Origin of the sequence: Marinobacter alexandrii (assembly GCF_005871205.1) — a bacterium.
Taxonomy (GTDB): domain Bacteria; phylum Pseudomonadota; class Gammaproteobacteria; order Pseudomonadales; family Oleiphilaceae; genus Marinobacter; species Marinobacter alexandrii.
In genome coordinates this window covers 37,340-56,863 of record NZ_SWKM01000014.1, presented here as the reverse complement: position 1 = coordinate 56,863, position 19,524 = coordinate 37,340, and the positions used below count along the sequence as shown (strand labels likewise).

The following is a 19,524-nucleotide window of genomic DNA, read 5'->3' as shown; positions in this document are numbered from 1 at the left end:
CTACCACAATCACACCGTTACCGGGGCAACTGTGAGACAGGCTTAATCAAACACCACCGTCTTGTTTTCGTAGGTAATCACCTGATCTTCGATGTGGGAGCGAAGGCCTCGGGCCAACACGTTCTTTTCCACATCCTTACCCAGGCGCACCATGTCGTCGATGGAGTCGCTGTGCGTTATGCGAATAACGTCCTGCTCGATGATCGGACCTTCGTCCAGATCCTCGGTGACGTAATGGCAGGTCGCACCAATCAGCTTCACACCACGGCTATAGGCCTGGTGGTATGGTCGCGCACCGGCAAACGAGGGCAGGAAGCTGTGGTGGATATTGATCACCTTGCCCGAGTACTTGCGACACAGCTCGGCAGGCAGAATTTGCATGTAGCGGGCCAGCACGACCACATCAACATCGTACCGCTGGAACAGGTCCTCGATGTGGGCGAAGGCCTCGGCCTTGTTATCCTTGCTCACCGGAACATGGTGATAGGGAATCTCATGCCACTCCACCATGCGCCGAAGGTCATCGTGGTTGGAAATCACCGCCGCGATCTCGGCATTCAGCTCCTTGCTATGCCAGCGGTGCAGCAGGTCCGCCACGCAGTGTGACTCCTTGCTGCACATCAGAATGACTTTCTTAGGCCGGGCTGAATCCGCAATGTGCCAGTTCATGTCGAACTCGCGGGCAATGGGCTCAAATGCTGCCCGGAACTGGTCAAGACCAAATGGAATTGAACTGGCCTTGATTTCGTGCCGCATGAAGAACCAGCCAGTCTGGGTGTCCGAGTGATGGCTCGCCTCGGTAATCCAACCGTTGTAAGTGGACAAAAAATTACTCACCTTGGCGACAATCCCGACCCGATCCGGGCAGGAAATCACAAGACGATAAGTATGCTCCATGGAAAGTCTTTCCTTAACTAAAATCCGGGAAAGCAGGTGCGTCGGGGAACCACTGGCGGAACAATCGACAGGTTGACGTTACGCACCGATGAAAATGACCGGCTATCATAGCCTATCTGAACACCAGAAACGAGGAACGGAATCATGGACAAGGCCCCACAGCGGCGAAACAAAGGAGCCCGCCTCAAGAGGCGGTCAGAGAGCCTCAGCGCTATCGCCCTGACCCTGACATTGCTCACAGCCAGCCCAAGCTTCGGACAGGCCATTCTGGAAGGCGAACGTTTCCACCCCGCCGTCGCCACCCAGGGTATGGTGGCCACCAGCCACACCCTCGCAACGGACGTCGCCCTGCAGGTTTTGAAAGACGGCGGCAATGCAATTGATGCTGCGGTTACCGCGGGCTTTGCCCTGGCCGTCACCCAGCCACGGTCCGGCAACATTGGCGGCGGCGGATTCATGCTCATCGCCAAAGGCGACGACAGCGCCCCGGAAGCTATTGATTACCGTGAGAAAGCCCCCGCCGCAGCCTCGGAAACCATGTTCCAGGACGATAACGGCGAGGTGGTCAAGAACCGGAGCCGGTTTACCCACCTGGCCGCTGGTGTCCCGGGCACTGTTGCCGGGCTGGCCATGGCGCTGGAGCGCCATGGCACCCTGACCCTGAAACAGGCTCTGGCGCCGGCCATCAAACTGGCCCGGGACGGATTCACCGTACCGCAGCGCTTTACCGATGGTCTGGAACAGGCCCGCCCGCGCCTCGAACGATGGCCGGTGACACTGTCGACCTTCTACAAGGCCGATGGCAGTGCCTACCAACCAGGCGATACCTTTCAACAGCCGGCCCTGGCTGCCACGCTTCAACGCATTGCGGACCAGGGGGTAGACGGTTTTTACGAGGGTGAAACCGCTGATTTGATTGTTGCGGAAATGGAACGTCACGGAGGTCTCATTACCGAGGCTGACTTGAGCACCTACGAGCCGGTGGTTCGCAAACCCGTGCATGGCACCTATCACGGCTATGACGTTTACTCCATGTCGCCGCCCTCCTCTGGTGGCACCCACATCGTGCAGATCCTGAACATCCTGGAGGGCTATCCGCTCCGGGAGTCAGGCCATAATACCGCAGACACCATTCACTGGATGGCCGAGGCAATGAAACTGGCCTACGCCGACCGCTCCCAGTACCTCGGCGATACCGATTATGTGGATGTGCCCCTGGCAGGTCTGACCAGCAAGGCCTACGCCGAGACGCTGAGGAAGGACATCACAACCGAGCGGGCACGTCAGGCCAGCGAGATCGGGCCAGGCCAGCCCGCGACCTATGAAAGCCCCGAGACCACCCACTTCTCGGTAGTCGATAAATGGGGCAATGCGGTTTCTAACACCTACACCATCAACTTCAGTTACGGCTCTGGCATCACCGTGGAAGGTGCCGGCTTCCTGCTCAATAACGAAATGGACGATTTCAGTGCCAAGCCCGGCGTCCCCAACGCCTACGGCCTGATTGGTGGCGAGGCAAACAAAGTGGAGCCCGGCAAACGCATGCTCAGCTCGATGTCGCCCACCATTGTGAAAAAACAGGGTAAGAATTTCCTGGTCACCGGTAGTCCAGGCGGCTCACGCATCATCACCACCACCCTTCAGGTGATCCTGAACGTGATCGACCACGACATGAACATCCAGACCGCTGTCAGTGCGCCGCGGGTACATCATCAGTGGTTGCCGGATGAACTGCGCATTGAACAGGGTATCAGCGGCGACACTGTTAAACTGCTGGAAAGCCGTGGCCATGCCGTGGTCACCAATTCGGCGATGGGGGCCATTCAGAGTATTATGGTAGGAGAGGACGGAACACTTTACGGGGGTGCTGATCCGCGGCGTAGTACGTCTTCGGCTCAGGGTTACTGACACCGCCGCCGCGCCCGCCCCATCGAAACCAGGAGGCGATAATGTATTTGTCTGTACAATTGAGCTGCTATCCACTCAAGGAAGACTACAAGCAACCGATCCGGGACCTGATTGCCCGCCTGGAACAAACCGGGCTGGAGGTCTACCCGGGCCGCATGAGCACGGAGATCTTCGGAGAGTACGACGAAGTCATGAAAGTGCTCTCGGATACCATGAAATGGTCATTCGAAACTTACGGAAAATCCGTATTTGTGGCCAAAATCATGGAGGGTGACCGGAGACCAAAATGACCGCACCCAAAGAACCGGGCGACCGGAAACCGTCGGACTCACCTCAACCGGCCATTCCAAATCAGTACTCCTTCCTATGGCTGAGTGCTGCCATCTTTTTGATGGTGCTCTGGCTACAGGATAGCGGGCAGCCCAAGCTGCAGGAATTGGCTTACTCCGAGTTCAAGACCGCGGTCATCAATGGCCAGGTGGCCGCCGTTACTCTGAAGGACGAGCGTATCAGCGGCCAGTTTTCCGACGCCGATGCCGGATTCCAGACCATCCGCCCGCCGATGGAAGACCCGGCATTACTAAACCTGCTTGAAGAATCCGACGTCACCATCTCGGCGGCCCCATCCGGGCTGCCCTGGTGGCAGGAACTGATTCGCGGTTTTCTGCCCTGGATTCTGCTGCTGGCACTGATGTTCTGGTTCTGGGGCGTGGCCCAGAAACGGATCAGCCAAGGCGGTGGCCCCTTCGATTACGGCAAGTCGAAAGCCCGCCTGGCCCGACGGGAAACCTCCACCACCACTCTGGATGACGTCGCCGGCATCGAATCGGCGAAACGCGAGATCGCCGAGATCATCGATTTCCTCAAATCCCCTGAAAAATACCGGGCCCTGGGCGCCGAAATGCCCAAGGGCGTGCTCTTGGTGGGGCCACCGGGCACCGGCAAAACCCTTTTGGCGCGCGCCATTGCCGGCGAGGCCGAGGTGCCCTTCTTCAGCATCAGTGCCTCGGAATTTATCGAAATGTTTGTGGGTGTCGGCGCCGCCCGGGTAAGGGACATGTTCCTGAACGCCCGCAAGGCCGCGCCAGCGCTGATTTTCATCGACGAACTGGACGCTATCGGGCGGTCCCGGGGCACCGGGCTCGGCGGTGGCCACGACGAACGGGAACAGACCCTGAACCAGATCCTCACGGAGATGGATGGCTTCGAACCCCACGAGAATATCCTGGTACTGGCCGCCACCAACCGGCCAGATGTACTGGATACCGCCCTGCTCCGGCCCGGGCGATTCGACCGAAAAATCACCCTGGACCGCCCCCACAAGGAAGCCCGTACCGAAATCCTGAAAGTACACGTGCGCAAAGTGCCCCTCGCCGACGATGTCGACCTGGAACAGATCGCGGCGCGCACCATTGGCTTCTCCGGTGCGGACTTGAAAAACCTGGTCAACGAGGCCGCCCTGACTGCCGCCCGGGAAAACCTGCACGAAGTCACCGCCCACTGCTTTGAACTGGCCCGAGACCGAATCATTTTGGGAGAGGAGCGTGACGCCCACCTCTCTCCTGCAGAGCGCGAGGCCGTGGCCTACCACGAATGCGGCCACGCCATCATGGCCTACTACCTGCCCAAAGCCGACCCGCTAACCAAGCTCACCATCATCCCTCACGGCATGGCCATGGGTGTCACCGAGCAAACCCCCAGGGACGATCAGTACAGTTACACCGAAAGCTATCTGAAAGATCGGATCAAAGTCATGCTGGGTGGCCGCTCGGCCGAAAAGGTGATCTATGGCGAGGTCAGCACCGGCGCCCAGAACGACCTTAAAGAAGCCACCACGCTGATCCGCAAAATGATTGGCCAATGGGGTATGAGTGAAAAAATCGGACCTCTGGGCCTGAGCATTGGCGAGGAGCACGTATTTCTTGGCCGCGAAATGGGCCTGCCAAGGGAATTCAGCGAAAAAACCGCGGAGCTGATTGATGCAGAAATTCAGGCTCAGTTGATGGCGCTGGAAAAAGCCACGCTCGATTTCCTGACCGAGCACCGGAGCCAACTGGAAGCCCTGGCCAAAGCCGTGCTGAAACAGGAGACCCTGTCAGCGGAAGAGGTTGATAAAATTCTCAAGCGGGAAGACGACCGCAAGATTGCCTGAGCAGCCGCACGGCTGCCCAGGCCAAAGCCATCCCGATCAGGAATGGCCCAGAATTGCTGCCAGTTTGTCCTGAGTTTTCTCCTCGAAATCACTGGCATCATGGCGTTCGTGCAGCTGTTCCTCTGGCTCGCCCCACGTCCGGTTAACCATTCGCCCACGCCGTACCGCCGGGCGATGGGCAATTTCTTCCATCCAGCGCACCACGTTGGTGTAGGTATGGGCCTCCAGGAATTCGGCCGCATCGTAAACTTTATTGGCCACCAGGGCGCCGTACCAGGGCCAGATCGCCATATCGGCGATGGTGTACTCGTCACCCGCAATGTAGCGATTATTCGCCAGCTGACGATCCAGCACATCCAGCTGCCGCTTCACCTCCATGGTGTAACGGTTAATCGGGTACTCATATTTTTCCGGTGCATAGGCGTAGAAGTGGCCAAAGCCGCCACCCAGCATGGGCGCGCTGCCCATTTGCCAAAATAGCCAGTTCAGGGTTTCCGTGCGCTTGGCAATGTCCTTGGGCAGGAAAGCGCCGAACTTCTCCGCCAGGTACAACAGGATGTTGCCGGATTCAAACACCCTGATGGCTGGATCGGCACTGCGATCCACCAAAGCCGGAATCTTGGAGTTCGGATTCAATTCGACAAAGCCACTGCCAAACTGGTCGCCGTCACCAATTTTGATCGGGTAAGCATCGTATTCCGCGCCCTTGATGCCCTGCTCCAACAGCTCTTCGAGCATAACCGTGACTTTGACCCCATTCGGCGTTGCCAACGAGTAAAGCTGCAACGGATGCTCGCCCACCGGCAACTCCTGGTCATGGGTGGGCCCGGCAATCGGCCGATTGATTTTGGCAAAGGTACCGCCACTCTCAGACTCCCATTTCCAGACTTTGGGAGGGGTGTAGGTCGGGTCACTCATAACGAAATGCTCTCCTAACGGGCAAATGGACAACGTTGAATGGTCGCCCTTTGGATTTGCTGTAAGTGATACGCCGCTTAAGGCGGACAGGACCAGTCGGTCAAAAAATACCGATAACTCACAGGTATTGGGCCGGAAACAGGGGATTCAAGCACGGCACCTTATTGGGGATTACACGCACTGGCGCTACCACAGCAAGTTCCGAATTGACTGCTATAGTTGCATGGGTGCATTTCACAATTTTTGACAATCTTGTTCACACCGTCCAGTGACGGATTCCACTGTAAACAAGGGAGTTCACCCATGAAGCCAATCAATCATTCAGCACGGCCCTGGCTACTCGTTGCGATGTCCACTCTTTTGGTCGCCTGTGCCGGTCCAGGACCCAAACCGGACAGCGAGTTACAGGCTGCCGAGTCGTCGGTCCAGCAGGCAGAGTCGGCAGACGCCCGCAAATTCGAGCCGGTTTTGCTGAACCAGGCTCAGAATAAAGTAGCGGATGCCCGTGAGTTAATGGATCGGGAGGACTATCGGAAGGCAGAACGAATGCTGGAGCAAGCCGCTGTGGACGCTCAACTGGCCGCTGCTCGCTCAGAAACCGAGAAAGCCCGGCGCGCAGTCGCAGAGATCAACCGCTCTATCGATGAGTTGCAGGATCAGATCAACACCAACGAATCGTAAGCCCGAACCAGGAGATTGAGATAATGACTCGCACCTTTGCCACCAGCATCGCAGTCGGGCTGATTACTCTGATCACCGGCTGTGCCAGCACCCCACCCTACAACGCCAAGGTCGACCAGGCCCGCACCCTGTACCTGAACATCGAACAGGATCCGGATGTCGCCCGCAGTGGCGCCAGACAACTGCGGGCCGCCAAGCGGGAGCTTGACCGGGCGGAATCGTTGCTGGAAGAAGACGCCGATCTCGTCGCCATTGAACACGCCGCCTATCTTGCCAGCCGGCACGCGGAAATTGCCCAGCAACAGGGGCTACGCGCATCACTGGAAGACGAAATCAGCTCCGCTGAAGAGCGTCGACAGAAGATCATGCTGCAGATCAAAACCAACGAGGCCGATGCACTGCGAGCCCAGATGGCAGCCCTGCAGGCGGAAAAGACCGAACGCGGCATGGTATTGACGCTCGGGGATGTTCTGTTCGACCTGAACAAGGCCGACCTGAAAGCCTCGGGCCAGCGAACCGTGGCTCGATTGGCGGAATTCATGCTGCAGTACGACGACCGCCGTGTTCGGATTGAGGGTTACACTGACAGCACCGGCGAAGAATCCTACAACCAGCGGTTGTCTGAGCGTCGTGCCATGGCTGTCTATGACGAATTACTCAGCCACGGCGTTTCCAGCAGCCGTGTCGAGGTGGAAGGCTATGGCGAAGCCTATCCGGTGACCAGTAACGACACCAACGCCGGGCGACAGCAAAACCGGCGTGTCGAAATCGTGATTTCAGACGAAACCGGCCAGATTGAACGCCGCTAACGCAAACCAGGCCCGGAGGCGTGCATGATGCTATCGATTCAAACTGCCCAGCACCTCAACCATCGGGGCCTGGTTAACCTGAATGAAACCGCGCTTTGGCCGGTCCAGATCAATAATCAGAAACACAATCAGGGTAATCAGCAAAGACACCAGCATGATGGGGACGACCATCCGTTGCCCGCTCAACCCCGAGGAGTATCCCATGATCCCCCCGGACGCTATAAAGACGACAAACAGAAGGATCAGCACCACTTCCGGCACGTGCATCTGAAGTAAGGCATTGCGCTTGCCCTGGCTGTCGATGGCATCGTTCAGGGATTTGACAAACGCCCCCGTCGTAACCGGACGCGGATCAACGTTGGTAGCCGCAACCGCCAGCGCCCACAGCTCACTCTGCAGCTCGGCAATCTTGGCGTTGTATTCGTTGCGCTCATCAACCTTGGTCAGGTCAACCTGGCCTACCTCCACCCGTACCTGCGCATAATCACGCCACAGCTGTTTGGCCTCATTCTGAAATTCCTGCGGCAGCAACTCCACCCGCAGTACCGCCGTTCCGATGGCATTGGCTTCATCAATGACAGCAATGCTGCGATTGTCATAGCGCTGCATCGACATGCTGAAGGTAAAGCCCAGCAGCAATGCCAACAAACCCAGAATACTGGCCTGAACAGACCCTGTGAGCTCCTTCATTTCCGACGTAGTGCGAGCCTGAGTGAAACGGCCGGTTCTGAAACCCAGCTCGTTGCAGACAACAATTGCGACGAAAAGCGCCGCGGCAATCAGAACGCTGCTGAAACCGTACAGTACTTCCTGTTCGTTCATGGTCATTTCCAGGTGAGGCGAAAAGCGGAGGAAGGCGAGGAGTTGCCGCTCAGTGAGGCCATAACAACATACTCATTTTGGGCGACATTAAAGCATGGGAACGAGGCTTTCGCTAAATCCCCATGAGAAGGAGAAATCCGTAAAAGAGTGCGCTATCCCCGGCCATTTAGTCCATACGGGTGGCCCAGGAGTACAATGGTAGTAGACCACCTTGTGGAACAGTGATCAGACCATGACCAGCTATCGACGATTCCTATGGATGTTTTTGCTGATCGTCCTCGCTCCTAGCGTTCAGGGCGCCCTACGCTGCGGGACCTATCTGGTCGACAACGACGCCTGGCCCATTGAGGTGGAGGAGCGCTGCGGGCCGCCGGACTATGTGGTGGAATACCCCACGGCAACAATCCCCGGGCTGGGCGTGGTGCAAACCGAGATGCACTGGTACTACAACCCCGGGCCCCAGCGGTTCATAAGGCGCTTAACCTTCCGCAATGGCAAGTTGGCGCAGGTGGAAAGCCTGGGTTACGGATTCCACGTTTCCGACCGGGCCAGCTGCAACCTCAGTACCCTCCGGCACGCCCGAACCGAGTACGAGTTAATCGCCCGTTGCGGCGAACCCATTTCAAAACGGGTGGAATGGCAAACACCCAAGCCCAGACGCCGCCTGGAGACCTGGCAGGGATTGCGGCCGGTACTGGTCCAGCTATGGCTGTATGACCTCGCCGACAACCAGTTCCGGCAGGTGGTCACCCTGAGAAACGGACAGGTGGTGGACATTGAGTCCCGCCCCAACCGGTAACGTATCCGACCTCAGGATAACCCCGTCCAGCTGCCCTACCCGTTTTCGGGGTCAGGCGCGGACTAGCGTGCTGCCCGCGCTGCTCTCGCCGCATGCAACTTCTTATAGCTCTCAACCAGGCGCAGGTGCTTATCGAGGCCTTCAAGCTGCGAATTAGTTGGGGTAAGGCCGTAAAAGCGTGTACTGCCATTCACTGAGCCAACCACCGCGTCCATGGTTTCATCTCCGTACATACGCTTGAGATTGAACACGTAATCGTCCAGTTCAAGCTCATCATCCAGGGTGATTTCCAGCACCGCGTTCACCGCCCGGTAGAACAGGTTGCGCTCAACGGTGTTGTCGTTGAACTGCAGGAACATGTCGACGAACTCCAGCGCTTCCTCGTGCCACTCCAGCGCCAGGCAGATCAGCAGTTTCAGCTCCAGAATCGTCAGCTGCCCCCACACAGTGTTCTCGTCGAACTCAATGCCGATCAGGCTGATGATCGTCATGTAGTTGTCGAGCTGGCTGGCTTCCAGGCGCTCCGCCAGATCGGCAAGCTGCTCGTCGGTCAGGGAATGCAGATTGAGAATGTCCTGACGGTAGTCCAGGGCCATGTTGGTGTTATCCATGATCAGGTCCTCGACCGGATACACCTCGGAGTAGCCAGGCACCAGAATACGGCAGGTTGGCGCGCCCAGGTCTTCGTAAACCGCGACATACACCTCTTTGCCCATTTCCTTGAGGATATTGAACAAGCCGACGGATTCTTCTTCATTGGTGCCGGAGAAATCCCACTCACAGAACTCGTAATCCTGCTTGGCACTGAAGAATCGCCACGACACCACACCGGTCGAATCAATGAAGTGTTCAACAAAATTGTTGGGCTCAGACACCGCCAGGCTGTTGAATGTGGGCGGCGGCACATCGTTCAGGCCTTCAAAGCTCCGGCCCTGCATCAGTTCAGTCAGGCTGCGCTCCAACGCTACCTCAAAGCTCGGATGTGCACCAAAGGAGGCAAACACACCGCCGGTACGCGGGTTCATCAGCGTTACGCACATAACCGGGAACTGGCCGCCCAGGGAGGCATCCTTGACCAGGATCGGGAAACCCTGAGCTTCCAGCGCATCAATGCCCTCAAGAATATCGGGGTACTTTTCCAGCACGCTGCGAGGTATGTCCGGCAGCGCAATTTCCTCTTCGATGATCTGCCGCTTCACGGCCCGCTCGAAGATCTCTGACAGGCACTGCACTTCCGCTTCGAACAGCGTGTTGCCCGCACTCATGCCGTTGCTGAGGAACAGATTCTCGATCAGGTTGGAGGGGAAGTACACCACCTCACCATCGGACTGCCGAACGAACGGCAGGGAAACAATACCCCGCTCTGCATTGCCGGAGTTAGTATCGATCAGGTTGGAGCCACCCAGTTCGCCATCCGGGTTATAGATGGCCAGGCAGTAGTCGTCCAGAATGCCCTCGGGCAGCCCGTCTTCGGGCCCGGGCTTGAACCACTCCTCATTCGGGTAATGCACGAACTCGCTGTTGGCGATCTCTTCGCCGAAGAACTGATCGTTGTAGAAGAAGTTGCAGTTCAGGCGCTCAATGAACTCACCCAGCGCGGAACACAAGGCACTTTCCTTGGTGGCACCCTTGCCGTTGGTAAAGCACATAGGCGAAGCCGCGTCGCGAATATGCAGTGACCATACGTGCGGCACAATGTTGCGCCAGGAGGCGATCTCAATTTTCATGCCCAGATCCGCCAGGATTCCGGTCATGTTGGCGATGGTCTGCTCCAGCGGCAGGTCCTTGCCTTCGATGTAGGTGCGGGCATCGCCGTCTGGCTCCACCATGAGCAGAGCCTGGGCATCTTCGTCCAGGTTATCGACCTGTTCAATCTGGAACTCTGGGCCGGTCTGAACCACCTTCTTGACGGTGCAACGATCGATCGACCGAAGGATGCCCTGACGATCCTTGTCGGAAATGTCCTCCGGCAATTCAACCTGAATCTTGAAGATCTGGTTGTAGCGGTTTTCCGGGTCGACGATGTTGTTCTGGGACAGGCGGATGTTGTCCATGGGAATATCCCGCGCCTTGCAATACACCCGCACGAAATAAGCCGCACACAGCGCCGAGGATGCCAGGAAGTAATCGAAAGGACTGGGGGCTGAGCCGTCGCCCTTATAGCGGATAGGTTGGTCAGTAACGACAGTGAAATCGTCAAACTTGGCTTCAAGTCTGAGATTGTCGAGAAAGTTGACGTTGATTTCCATTACGAGGGTACCAGGATTGGAGAATTTGGCGCGCCGTGGCCTTATATTCCCGCCATTATCCAGTTTTTGGTGCCGCTCGTCTTGGGCATTGGCTTAACACCAATGCTCTGTAACGAAAGAAATGATCTGAACCGCAAGGCCGCAAAGCCTGCCAATCGAGAAAGCTCATCTCAATCAGCAGGCTGGCCCACCTCTTAACTGTTTAACTTTCGATTTCGAAGCTTGAAGGCAGCCAACGGTAGCAAAAGCATCAACCATCCGGCAGCTCCGCCACCGCCTTTCGGTTTCACCGCAGCCTCAAGAACTTCCAGCTCTTTCTCTGCCATATTCACCGGAGATTCAACTTCGTTGAGTCGAGTAAGCTGTTCTTGAAAAAGTCCCAAATCCAACTGCTCTTTTATGAGCACATCGGATTCTGCAATCGCATTGGCAACATGGACCAGGCGTCGTTTGAGCTCGGCACTTCCAAGACTAACCTGACCATCCGCTATCGTTGAGCCAATGCCCACTGCAACACCGGAGTTTGCAGTTCCTCCAGTTACCACGGCATCTCGCTGGATATAGCTACGGTAGGTTTGACAAAAAATCTCATCTTCAGCGGGCACTCCCTCAGGAATTACTCCTATTACAGGCTTCGGATCCGAAGAAGGAGTGGAGCAGTCATAGTCCGGAGCAGTGCCATCGCTATAAACCAGGTAATCTTCGAGGCTTTGCTGGTTAAAGTAGAAATAATTGTCACCACCATTGATGGACTGGTTCGCTTCCACCCTCCAGGACTGACCTATCACACCATAAACGAAGGTATTTTCGAGGCCATGTCGAATCAATCCACCTGGCATAACAGAGCTGTCGTACCACCGAATTCGCGTATTGTTTTCCTTGAGCTTTAGCACACCACCGGTAAGGTCTTCACCGTTATTGCAATCTTAGCCGACACACAGGTTTTGTTGCACAATCAGGTCATCCGATATGAGCTGATCTGCAAAAGACACTGACGCAGTCAAAGCGCTAATCAAACACAATGCATAATTTCGTACTTTCATGAGCAGAATTCCCAACTGAACCGACGTTTTAATTAACCTGAGCCGCAACGGCTTCAAGCCGCTCAACCAGATCAGTCAGACGCGATTCCAGCTCAGACAAACGAGTTTCAAGTGCAGTTACCTCTGTAGAAACCGAAGCCGTAGCTGTGGTTTTGAACGCGTTAAACTGGCTCAAAGTCACGGCATCGGAGTCATCAACAGCGTCAGCTACGGACGTGACCCTTCGCTCCATTCCCAAATCCCCAACCGACACCGCCCCCTCGACCACTTCTGCACCCGCTCCCAGGGCTACGTCACCCTCGGGTGAAATCATCAACGTGGTAAGTTCGGTTGTTAGGTTCTTGATGAAAAACGATGAAGGCATTGCGGTGCCCCCATCAGAAATGCCCATCACCCAATCCTGAGTAGGAAAGCTGGCAGAGGTACTGGTGTCCTGAAATAAAATCTGAGGTGTTGGCGATTGCAGGCGTAAAGTATCGAAACCGAATTCTGCGTCTACGACACAATCTTCCCCGGCACAAAGACTGCTTTGGACAATCAGGTCGTCCAGGATGACCTCATCCGCCTGTGTACTGAAGGGTAAAGCTAACGCTACAACGGGCACCACATAAAAGAAGCTTCGCATTCAAGTATCCCTATTTGATCGAACTACTGCTTATGATGGCCGTTCACAAATAACGTCGGCCGTCGGTCCATTCTCACCAGCCCCAAGGACTGGCGAACCGAAAGAGTTTATGTCAAAAAGTTAATAAAACAACATGAAACATTGTGAAACATTCAGTAACCCTGAGCGGAATCCCAAAATAAGCGCTAAAAATGAATGAACTATCACCTAAACTCGCTCAAGCGATTGCACGATTAACGTTTCCTGCCCTTTTAGGAGCATTGGCAATTGTGGTGTGGGCGTCGGGGCCTGAAATCGCGGGAGTGTTTCAGTATCAGCGTGAGGCACTTATTGAGGGGCAATACTGGCGACTGTTAACAGGCCATTGGGTCCATTTGGGGTGGCAACATCTCACAATGAATCTGGGCGGATTGGCGGTAATCTGGCTATTATTTGGCGACGCTTTGGGCGGCATTAAAGCCTGGATCATGACCGCCGGGATCGCGCTTTTTACCTCAGCTTCCCTACTTTTCGTTCAGCCTGAGATCGAATGGTACGTAGGCCTTTCAGGACTGCTACATGGACTGCTTTCGGCGGGAGCACTTCTATCATTGCGAGCCATTCCTGTCGTTTCCTCGTTAGCACTCGTATTGTTGGTAGGGAAACTCAGCGTTGAACTTGCGAGTGGTGGGAGTAGCCAAGTCGAAGCAATTATTGGAGGACCGATACTAATACATGCCCATCTCTATGGTTCGCTAGGAGGGGGCCTCTGTGCTGCGATTTTCGCGCTGAATCGATTGGCGAACACACTCAATATCCTCAGGTAACTTGAGTGCTTCAATGCAAACTACGCGTGCCTGAAAGCCGTCTCCCTGAACTATGGTCGAAGACAACCTCAACGTCCTACCAATGTTCTTGAATAGTAGGTGCCACACTCGGATCAAACGAACCAAACTGCCGGTGAGCCACGTATACCGATTTTAACTGACCATTCAGCTTCCTATTTTGCAGGCATCATGATGAACAAATTGCCGAAAGATACCCAAACACGCATGACCGCTGCCCTCGCAGGCGGCTGGGTCGCAGATGCCGCCAGCCTTGGATTGCACTGGCTCTATGACAGCAACCGGATACTGGAGGTTGGTGGCCAGGAGCCAGAGTTTCTAACGCCCAGCGCTGATTACTTTGGAAAAGGCTTCGGGTTCTTTGCCCACGGTGGCAAACAGGCCGGTGATGTCAGTCATTATGGTGCCGCAACCAAGGTGCTCACTGACAGCCTGCTGGCCTGCCGGGGTAAGCTCAGTGTGCGGGATTACCAACGCCGCTTTTTAGCCTACTTTGGTCCCGGTGGTGACTGGCGGGGCTACATCGACAACCCCACCCGCATCACTCTGCAAAACCTCGTCGCCAACGAACAGAAGGCCATTGGAGCAGGCCAAGCGTCCATCCAGACGCCCTTGACCGACAAACAGAAGCGCATCCTGGTACAGAAAGTACTGCCCTACACACGCCGGCTGAGTGGTGACCAGTTGGCGAAGCCTGTCCGCGAAGCCATCAGCCTCACCTATCAAGAACCTGAGATACAGGAAGCGGGAGTCTTGTTGGCTGAAGCCATTGACCAGCAGTTGCTGCCCGAAAGTGGCGCCGATGACATGCAATTGCCCGCAGTATCCAAACTGCCGCCCCTGGTTGCCTGCTATGCAGGACAGGATGACCTCATGGCACAGGTCGAAGCGGCAGTGCGAGTGACCAATCACAACGACGATGCCGTGGCCTGGGCCCGGTGCGCGGCACGGCTACTGGAGCAGCTGTATCTCGGTCAGTCACTGGCGGAGGCGATAGACAAGGCCGCCGCAGAAGCGCCTGATCGCAAGAATCTGGACCAGGCCCTCTCGGCGACGTCACTGGATGCAATAAACGCTGGGAATACCTTCGGCCGCACCTGTTACCTCCACGAGGCCATGCCGGTGATCTTCCACATCATCAGCCAGGCTAGCTCCTTCACTGAGGTCATTCGGGCAAACATACACTGCGGAGGCGATTCCTGTGGTCGCGCCTGGATTATCGGGCCAGTCATAGCCGCTCTCCATGGCGCAGGCACTTCCCAGGGCGTGCCGTTAAGTTGGCTTGCGCGGGTCACGGATGCTGCCAGCCTTTATGATGATGCAGAAGCGCTCACAAGTAGTTGACAAAGTCCACCAAAATGAATAAGGTTGACTCTATCAACTATCTATAGAGAGCAAAATGGCAAACTCCTCCCTCAGCGATGCTTTGCACCGACTTATTCACGCTTACAAGCGACAGCTCAGAGCGGGTATCCAACAGCAGCAAATCCCACTTCCCATCACTCACATCCGCGTTCTGAAAGGCATCTGCCGGCTCCCCGATGCCACCGCGCGCTCGATTGCCCAACGCATGAATCAGGACAAAGCACAGATCACGCGCGTATTGAATGAGTTGATGCAGTCAGGGCTGATCGAAAAAACCGAGAACCCCGACGATCGCCGCAGCCAATTCCTGACCCCGACTTGCGATGGAAAGGAAATGATGTCGAAAATCGATGCTCTCGAAGAGCAGGCAGCGGAACACATGACCCGCAACCTGAGCAATAGCGAACTCGACACTTTCGTTCGCATCGCCGGCACCATGATCGAGAATTCAACAAGTGATAGCACCACAGACAAAGGAGCGACCGACAATGGCTAGGCCTCCCACGAAAGAGTTGGTGGTTGTTCGTTCCGCACAGTTAACAGAGCACATGCTGCGCATTACCCTTGGTGGGGAACAACTAGCGCACCTCCCGGAAGATCAGGAAAGCGCCTACATCAAACTGATTTTTCCTCAGGGTGAAGGCGAGCGCCCTCTGATGAGGACATACACCATCAGGCATCAGCGGCAGTCTGAAATCGATGTCGACTTTGCCCTGCACGACCAAATGGGGCCAGCGTCACGTTGGGCACTCAACGCCCAACCGGGGGACAGGATTCTGATTGGTGGCCCAGGCCCCAGGAAACTGATCAATCCTCAAGCTGACTGGTTTCTGTTGGTCGGCGATATGACTGCGCTCCCGGCCATCAGCGTCAATCTGGCTGAGTTACCAGCCAATGCTTCCGGGTATGCGGTGATAGAAGTAACCAGCGAATCAGACATCCAGACTCTGGATCATCCGGAGGATGTGGAGCTGCACTGGGTGATCAACCCCCATCCTGACCCTGAGGGCATGTCTCTTGTCTCCAGAGTTAAAGCCCTGCCCTGGCTTTCAGGACAAGTCGCGGTGTGGGCCGCCTGCGAATTCAATGGAATGCGTGCGTTGAGGAAGTTCTTCAAACAGGAACGAGAGATTGCCAAGAGCCATCTTTACATCTCAAGTTACTGGAAACTGGGTCAATCGGAAGATGGGCATAAGCTGGCAAAAAAACAGGACTGTGAACAGTTAGCAACGGCCGTTTGAGACCTCACTGCTCAACCGCGCGCCCCGAGATGGATGCTATTTTCCACCAGCCAGATCAATGAACGTGCCCGTGGTGTAAGAGGCTTCATCAGACAGCAGCCACAGGATTGCATTGGCAACTTCGGAGGGGTGCCCGCCACGTTTCATCGGCAGGGATTCCGCAATGCGGTCCACTCGGCCCGGCTCGCCACCGTCGGCGTGCATGTCGGTGTAGATAAACGCAGGGCGTACGGCATTTACGCGGATGCCCTCTTCCGCCACCTCCCGTGACAAGCCGATGGTTAACGTATCAATCGCGCCTTTGGAGGCTGCGTAGTCCACATACTCCCCTGCGGCCCCGAGTCGTGCTGCCGCCGACGATACATTGACGATTGCTCCACCTTGGCCGCCGTGCTTTTTCGACATGCGCTTCACAGCCTCTCGCGCACACAGGAACGAGCCGACGACATTGGCCTCGAAAATCCGTTTCAATCGCGCCGCGTCGATCGCTTCAACTCGCATTTGTTGCTCAAGGATGCCGGCGTTGTTGACCAGTGCGGTGATCGGCCCCAGCTCCTCGTCGACGGAGCTGAACAGGCGCTTTACATCCGATTCATCTGACACATCTGCCTGAACCGCAATCGCAGCTCCTCCGGCTGCCGTAATGTCATCAACAACCTGATTGGCCGCAGCCTCGTTCTTGTGAAAATCCACACAGACCTGATAGCCGCGCGACGCCGCGAGCTTTGCTGTCACGGCGCCAATTCCGCGGCTGCCGCCGGTTACTATCATTACCTTCTTCATGCGCACCGATCCTTGCAGATCTTCTCAAAGCCCCAGACCCAGGGACAAACCGAAGCTGTCGACACCGATCCATGTATGAAGCAATGCCACCAGTACACCAACGATGCCCATATCCTTATTCACCCCATAATTAAATCTTCAACCGAGACTGCAGAAACGTTACCGGACGAAGCCGGCCATCATTCCTTGGTATCCGGCTCGCTGATCAAGTCAGCCATGGCTTCGGCGTGCGTAACGCCTTCGGCCTTGAGGCCGGCTTTAACGCCAGCTCGATTGCGTTCGGGCTGGTTTTGGCTGGCCTTAAGCTTCCCGGTCAGTTCTTCAATGCAGATCTCAATACCCACAATTCCCTGCATCAGGCGCTCAGTGTATTCCTCCGGGGCATCGTCCACGGACCAGGGCTGCGCACGATCGCGTTCGTGTTGGTCAGTGAGCTTGTGGAGGTGCTCTTTGAGCCAGCTTGGGTCCTGCACCACCCGAGCTGTGCCCTTGGCATGCACCGCGAGATAATTCCAGGTTGGCACTACCCGGCCGGTTTCGGCCTTGGAGGCATACCAGGAGGGGGACACATAGGCGTCCGGCCCCTGAAAAATAGCCAATACAGAACTGCCCTTCTCTATGCGCTGCCACACCGGATTGGTTCGCGCCAAATGACACTGCAAGGTACCGAGTGAGCCGTCTGGCTCCACCTGCAAATGGAATGGGACGTGATTCGCCTCGATGCCATTTTCGTCGGCAATCACAAACAAGCCAAAGCTGTAATCGCGGATATAGCGATGCAGCGTCTCTGGGCCATCTTCCTTAAAGTGCTTGGGCACATACATTCTGAGGATGCCTTTCTACCGGGTTTTATTGGGTTGGCGTCAGCCTAACGAGGTTCAAACCAGAATTCACGTCAGGTCCTGATAGGGATTGTACGCCACTTCCCAGTAGTGCCCTTCGGTATCCTGAAAATACCCGGAATACCCACCCCAGAATACCTCTTGCGCCGGCTTGATCAGAGTCGCGCCCGCCGCAATCGCCTGCTGTAGCACGGCATCAACGTCTGACTTGCTGGCGACATTATGGGCCAGCGTAATTCCGGAGAATCCAACCTCAACAGGAACTGGCAATCCAATGTCCTTGGCCAGCTCCTCTCGCGGATACAGAGCCAGCCAGGTTCCTTCCAGGCTGAAAAAGGAGATTCCACCACCTTCGAACTCATGCCGTGGCAGGCCGAGCCCTTCGCCGTAAAAACGGGTGGCTCGGTCCAGGTCATCAACACCCAGTGTGACTATGCTGATCTTTGGCTTCATGATTCCTTTCCCGACGATCAAGGTTCTGTCACATCATAATAGACCGGTCAGGGACAACTCTCCCGGACTTGCAGGCAAGTTGGCAGCAACACGTTGCGATCTTCCTGTTCACCGAGGAACAACCGAGCAGCAATACGGCCCTTTTCAGCGCTTTGCTGGTAAACGGTGGTTAACGAAGGGTGCAGGTTGGCGCCCTCGGGAATACCGTCAAAGCCGACAATGCGAAGGTCTTCTGGTACCTTCAGCCCCATTTGCAGGGCGGCCTGGATAGCCGCCAGGGCAATGCGATCACTCATGCACAAGAGCAGGTCAGGTCTTGGGCTGGAAGTTAGCGCTTCCCGTGCGGCCTGATAGGCATCCTGATGGGTATTGGTGGGTGTGGACCAGATGCGATCTGGCGACACCCGATAACCAGCAGCCTCCAGCGCGTCAGTGTAACCATGCAGCCGGCGTACCGAAATTGCCCTGGCTTCGTTGAAGAGTTCCCGGTCACGAACCCGGCAAACCCGATCAGTGTCCACCAGCCGAAGTCCAAGGATCGCCACGTTATTCGGCGACTGTTTAAGCGCGTGCTCAGCGCTATGCCGGGCTCCCTCATAGTTGTCGATGTTCACCCAGGTGCAGCCTTCCAGATCAAAGTCCACGGCAACCATGGTCTTTCCATGCTGCAACAGTCGGTCGTAGGTGCGCCCCTTCTTGAGCCAACCATAGATGATGAATCCGTCCACCATCGATTCCTGCAACCGGCTGCGATCCTCGTCGTCATCCTGCGACGACAGCAGCAGCATATTCATCTTCCGTCGGTCAAACACCTCAGCCAGGCCGTGCAGGAATTCGCTGGCTACAGGATCGGTCAGACTGTAGGCCAGGTTATCAGCCAGCATCACACCGACGTTGCCCGTCCTGCCCGTGCGCAGGCTTCGGGCCGCGGCATTCGGCCCCATGTAACCAAGGCGCCGGCATTCTTCCAGAATCCAACGGCGACGGGCCTCCGACAACTGGTCAGGCCGATTGAAGGCGTTAGAAATAGTGGCAGTGGAGACGTTGAGCATCTCCGCCATCCGTTTCACCGTCAGGCGTTTTGGCTTGTCGCTGACGTTCATGCCGGTTTCT

At 56.1% G+C, this 19,524-nt stretch carries 20 protein-coding genes; 10 read left to right on the top strand and 10 right to left on the bottom strand.

The genetic code is table 11. The features are described from left to right. Positions 1-42 precede the first annotated feature (42 nt). Positions 43-897 (bottom strand): formyltetrahydrofolate deformylase, encoded by an 855-nt coding sequence (gene purU, locus FCS96_RS14220; RefSeq protein ID WP_138441054.1) that lies wholly within the window; start codon positions 895-897, stop codon positions 43-45. Positions 898-1,041: 144 nt separating this feature from the next. Between purU and ggt the strand changes: the two genes are divergently transcribed. From ggt to ftsH, 3 genes are read left to right on the top strand one after another with little or no spacing between them, the layout of a single operon-like run. Then, the gene (gene ggt / locus FCS96_RS14215) at positions 1,042-2,805 is read left to right on the top strand and encodes a gamma-glutamyltransferase (RefSeq protein WP_138441053.1); all 1,764 of its coding nucleotides are present in this window, start codon (positions 1,042-1,044) and stop codon (positions 2,803-2,805) included. A 41-nt stretch (positions 2,806-2,846) separates the two neighbouring features. Beyond that, complete coding sequence (locus tag FCS96_RS14210) at positions 2,847-3,095, top strand: YkoF family thiamine/hydroxymethylpyrimidine-binding protein (RefSeq protein ID WP_138441052.1); 249 nt, start codon at positions 2,847-2,849, stop codon at positions 3,093-3,095. Next, on the top strand, positions 3,092-4,957 hold the full coding sequence (gene ftsH, locus FCS96_RS14205) for an ATP-dependent zinc metalloprotease FtsH (protein ID WP_138441051.1): 1,866 nt from the start codon (positions 3,092-3,094) through the stop codon (positions 4,955-4,957). Before FCS96_RS14210 ends, ftsH begins: the two co-directional genes overlap by 4 nt. Positions 4,958-4,993: 36 nt before the next feature. Here ftsH and yghU read toward each other — a convergent pair whose 3' ends face one another. Further along, positions 4,994-5,875, bottom strand: coding sequence for a glutathione-dependent disulfide-bond oxidoreductase (gene yghU / locus FCS96_RS14200; protein ID WP_138441050.1), 882 nt, complete (start codon positions 5,873-5,875; stop codon positions 4,994-4,996). A gap of 303 nt (positions 5,876-6,178) precedes the next feature. Between yghU and FCS96_RS14195 the strand changes: the two genes are divergently transcribed. Both FCS96_RS14195 and FCS96_RS14190 read left to right on the top strand, forming a co-directional pair. Continuing rightward, complete coding sequence (locus tag FCS96_RS14195; RefSeq protein ID WP_138441049.1) at positions 6,179-6,556, top strand: DUF4398 domain-containing protein; 378 nt, start codon at positions 6,179-6,181, stop codon at positions 6,554-6,556. 23 nt (positions 6,557-6,579) lie between these two features. Continuing rightward, positions 6,580-7,365: an OmpA family protein gene (locus tag FCS96_RS14190; RefSeq protein ID WP_138441048.1), complete on the top strand. Its 786-nt coding sequence runs from the start codon at positions 6,580-6,582 to the stop codon at positions 7,363-7,365. Positions 7,366-7,395: 30 nt separating this feature from the next. Here FCS96_RS14190 and FCS96_RS14185 read toward each other — a convergent pair whose 3' ends face one another. Next, positions 7,396-8,187 carry a bestrophin-like domain gene (locus FCS96_RS14185; protein WP_138441047.1) on the bottom strand — a complete coding sequence of 264 codons (792 nt, stop codon included), beginning with the start codon at positions 8,185-8,187 and terminating at the stop codon, positions 7,396-7,398. A gap of 232 nt (positions 8,188-8,419) precedes the next feature. Here FCS96_RS14185 and FCS96_RS14180 point away from each other — a divergent pair, with 232 nt between their 5' ends. Then, positions 8,420-8,986 (top strand): DUF2845 domain-containing protein, encoded by a 567-nt coding sequence (locus FCS96_RS14180; RefSeq protein ID WP_138441046.1) that lies wholly within the window; start codon positions 8,420-8,422, stop codon positions 8,984-8,986. A 62-nt stretch (positions 8,987-9,048) separates the two neighbouring features. Here FCS96_RS14180 and FCS96_RS14175 read toward each other — a convergent pair whose 3' ends face one another. The 3 genes from FCS96_RS14175 to FCS96_RS14165 all read right to left on the bottom strand — a co-directional run bounded on the left by FCS96_RS14175 (position 9,049) and on the right by FCS96_RS14165 (position 12,903). Next, positions 9,049-11,235 carry an OsmC domain/YcaO domain-containing protein gene (locus FCS96_RS14175; protein WP_138441045.1) on the bottom strand — a complete coding sequence of 729 codons (2,187 nt, stop codon included), beginning with the start codon at positions 11,233-11,235 and terminating at the stop codon, positions 9,049-9,051. A gap of 194 nt (positions 11,236-11,429) precedes the next feature. After that, the gene (locus FCS96_RS14170) at positions 11,430-12,128 is read right to left on the bottom strand and encodes a hypothetical protein (RefSeq protein WP_138441044.1); all 699 of its coding nucleotides are present in this window, start codon (positions 12,126-12,128) and stop codon (positions 11,430-11,432) included. Positions 12,129-12,306: 178 nt separating this feature from the next. Further along, positions 12,307-12,903 carry a hypothetical protein gene (locus tag FCS96_RS14165; RefSeq protein WP_138441043.1) on the bottom strand — a complete coding sequence of 199 codons (597 nt, stop codon included), beginning with the start codon at positions 12,901-12,903 and terminating at the stop codon, positions 12,307-12,309. 191 nt (positions 12,904-13,094) lie between these two features. On the opposite strand from FCS96_RS14165, the gene rrtA reads away from it, so the two are divergent. From rrtA to FCS96_RS14145, 4 genes are all read left to right on the top strand, one after another. Continuing rightward, entirely contained in the window at positions 13,095-13,709 is a 615-nt protein-coding gene (gene rrtA, locus FCS96_RS14160; RefSeq protein ID WP_138441042.1) for a rhombosortase, read from the top strand. A gap of 189 nt (positions 13,710-13,898) precedes the next feature. After that, a complete protein-coding gene (locus tag FCS96_RS14155) occupies positions 13,899-15,071 on the top strand; it encodes an ADP-ribosylglycohydrolase family protein (protein WP_138441041.1) in 1,173 nt (390 codons plus the stop codon). Positions 15,072-15,126: 55 nt separating this feature from the next. Further along, the gene (locus FCS96_RS14150; protein ID WP_138441040.1) at positions 15,127-15,588 is read left to right on the top strand and encodes a MarR family winged helix-turn-helix transcriptional regulator; all 462 of its coding nucleotides are present in this window, start codon (positions 15,127-15,129) and stop codon (positions 15,586-15,588) included. Beyond that, positions 15,581-16,333 (top strand): siderophore-interacting protein, encoded by a 753-nt coding sequence (locus FCS96_RS14145; RefSeq protein ID WP_138441039.1) that lies wholly within the window; start codon positions 15,581-15,583, stop codon positions 16,331-16,333. Before FCS96_RS14150 ends, FCS96_RS14145 begins: the two co-directional genes overlap by 8 nt. A 36-nt stretch (positions 16,334-16,369) precedes the next feature. Here FCS96_RS14145 and FCS96_RS14140 read toward each other — a convergent pair whose 3' ends face one another. The 4 genes from FCS96_RS14140 to FCS96_RS14125 form a co-directional block, all read right to left on the bottom strand. Further along, positions 16,370-17,116: an SDR family oxidoreductase gene (locus FCS96_RS14140; protein ID WP_138441038.1), complete on the bottom strand. Its 747-nt coding sequence runs from the start codon at positions 17,114-17,116 to the stop codon at positions 16,370-16,372. A 179-nt stretch (positions 17,117-17,295) separates the two neighbouring features. Beyond that, entirely contained in the window at positions 17,296-17,940 is a 645-nt protein-coding gene (locus FCS96_RS14135; RefSeq protein ID WP_138441037.1) for an FMN-binding negative transcriptional regulator, read from the bottom strand. 66 nt (positions 17,941-18,006) lie between these two features. Continuing rightward, complete coding sequence (locus tag FCS96_RS14130; RefSeq protein ID WP_138441036.1) at positions 18,007-18,411, bottom strand: VOC family protein; 405 nt, start codon at positions 18,409-18,411, stop codon at positions 18,007-18,009. A gap of 47 nt (positions 18,412-18,458) precedes the next feature. After that, entirely contained in the window at positions 18,459-19,514 is a 1,056-nt protein-coding gene (locus FCS96_RS14125) for a LacI family DNA-binding transcriptional regulator (protein ID WP_138441035.1), read from the bottom strand. Positions 19,515-19,524: the final 10 nt, after the last annotated feature.

Bases quoted from the DNA above. Each gene is read 5' to 3' on its own strand.
- purU (WP_138441054.1), bottom strand. From the start codon at position 897: ATGGAGCATACTTATCGTCTTGTGATTTCCTGCCCGGATCGGGTCGGG.
- ggt (WP_138441053.1), top strand. From the start codon at position 1,042: ATGGACAAGGCCCCACAGCGGCGAAACAAAGGAGCCCGCCTCAAGAGG.
- FCS96_RS14210 (WP_138441052.1), top strand. From the start codon at position 2,847: ATGTATTTGTCTGTACAATTGAGCTGCTATCCACTCAAGGAAGACTAC.
- ftsH (WP_138441051.1), top strand. From the start codon at position 3,092: ATGACCGCACCCAAAGAACCGGGCGACCGGAAACCGTCGGACTCACCT.
- yghU (WP_138441050.1), bottom strand. From the start codon at position 5,875: ATGAGTGACCCGACCTACACCCCTCCCAAAGTCTGGAAATGGGAGTCT.
- FCS96_RS14195 (WP_138441049.1), top strand. From the start codon at position 6,179: ATGAAGCCAATCAATCATTCAGCACGGCCCTGGCTACTCGTTGCGATG.
- FCS96_RS14190 (WP_138441048.1), top strand. From the start codon at position 6,580: ATGACTCGCACCTTTGCCACCAGCATCGCAGTCGGGCTGATTACTCTG.
- FCS96_RS14185 (WP_138441047.1), bottom strand. From the start codon at position 8,187: ATGAACGAACAGGAAGTACTGTACGGTTTCAGCAGCGTTCTGATTGCC.
- FCS96_RS14180 (WP_138441046.1), top strand. From the start codon at position 8,420: ATGACCAGCTATCGACGATTCCTATGGATGTTTTTGCTGATCGTCCTC.
- FCS96_RS14175 (WP_138441045.1), bottom strand. From the start codon at position 11,235: ATGGAAATCAACGTCAACTTTCTCGACAATCTCAGACTTGAAGCCAAG.
- FCS96_RS14165 (WP_138441043.1), bottom strand. From the start codon at position 12,903: ATGCGAAGCTTCTTTTATGTGGTGCCCGTTGTAGCGTTAGCTTTACCC.
- rrtA (WP_138441042.1), top strand. From the start codon at position 13,095: ATGAATGAACTATCACCTAAACTCGCTCAAGCGATTGCACGATTAACG.
- FCS96_RS14155 (WP_138441041.1), top strand. From the start codon at position 13,899: ATGATGAACAAATTGCCGAAAGATACCCAAACACGCATGACCGCTGCC.
- FCS96_RS14150 (WP_138441040.1), top strand. From the start codon at position 15,127: ATGGCAAACTCCTCCCTCAGCGATGCTTTGCACCGACTTATTCACGCT.
- FCS96_RS14145 (WP_138441039.1), top strand. From the start codon at position 15,581: ATGGCTAGGCCTCCCACGAAAGAGTTGGTGGTTGTTCGTTCCGCACAG.
- FCS96_RS14140 (WP_138441038.1), bottom strand. From the start codon at position 17,116: ATGAAGAAGGTAATGATAGTAACCGGCGGCAGCCGCGGAATTGGCGCC.
- FCS96_RS14135 (WP_138441037.1), bottom strand. From the start codon at position 17,940: ATGTATGTGCCCAAGCACTTTAAGGAAGATGGCCCAGAGACGCTGCAT.
- FCS96_RS14130 (WP_138441036.1), bottom strand. From the start codon at position 18,411: ATGAAGCCAAAGATCAGCATAGTCACACTGGGTGTTGATGACCTGGAC.
- FCS96_RS14125 (WP_138441035.1), bottom strand. From the start codon at position 19,514: ATGAACGTCAGCGACAAGCCAAAACGCCTGACGGTGAAACGGATGGCG.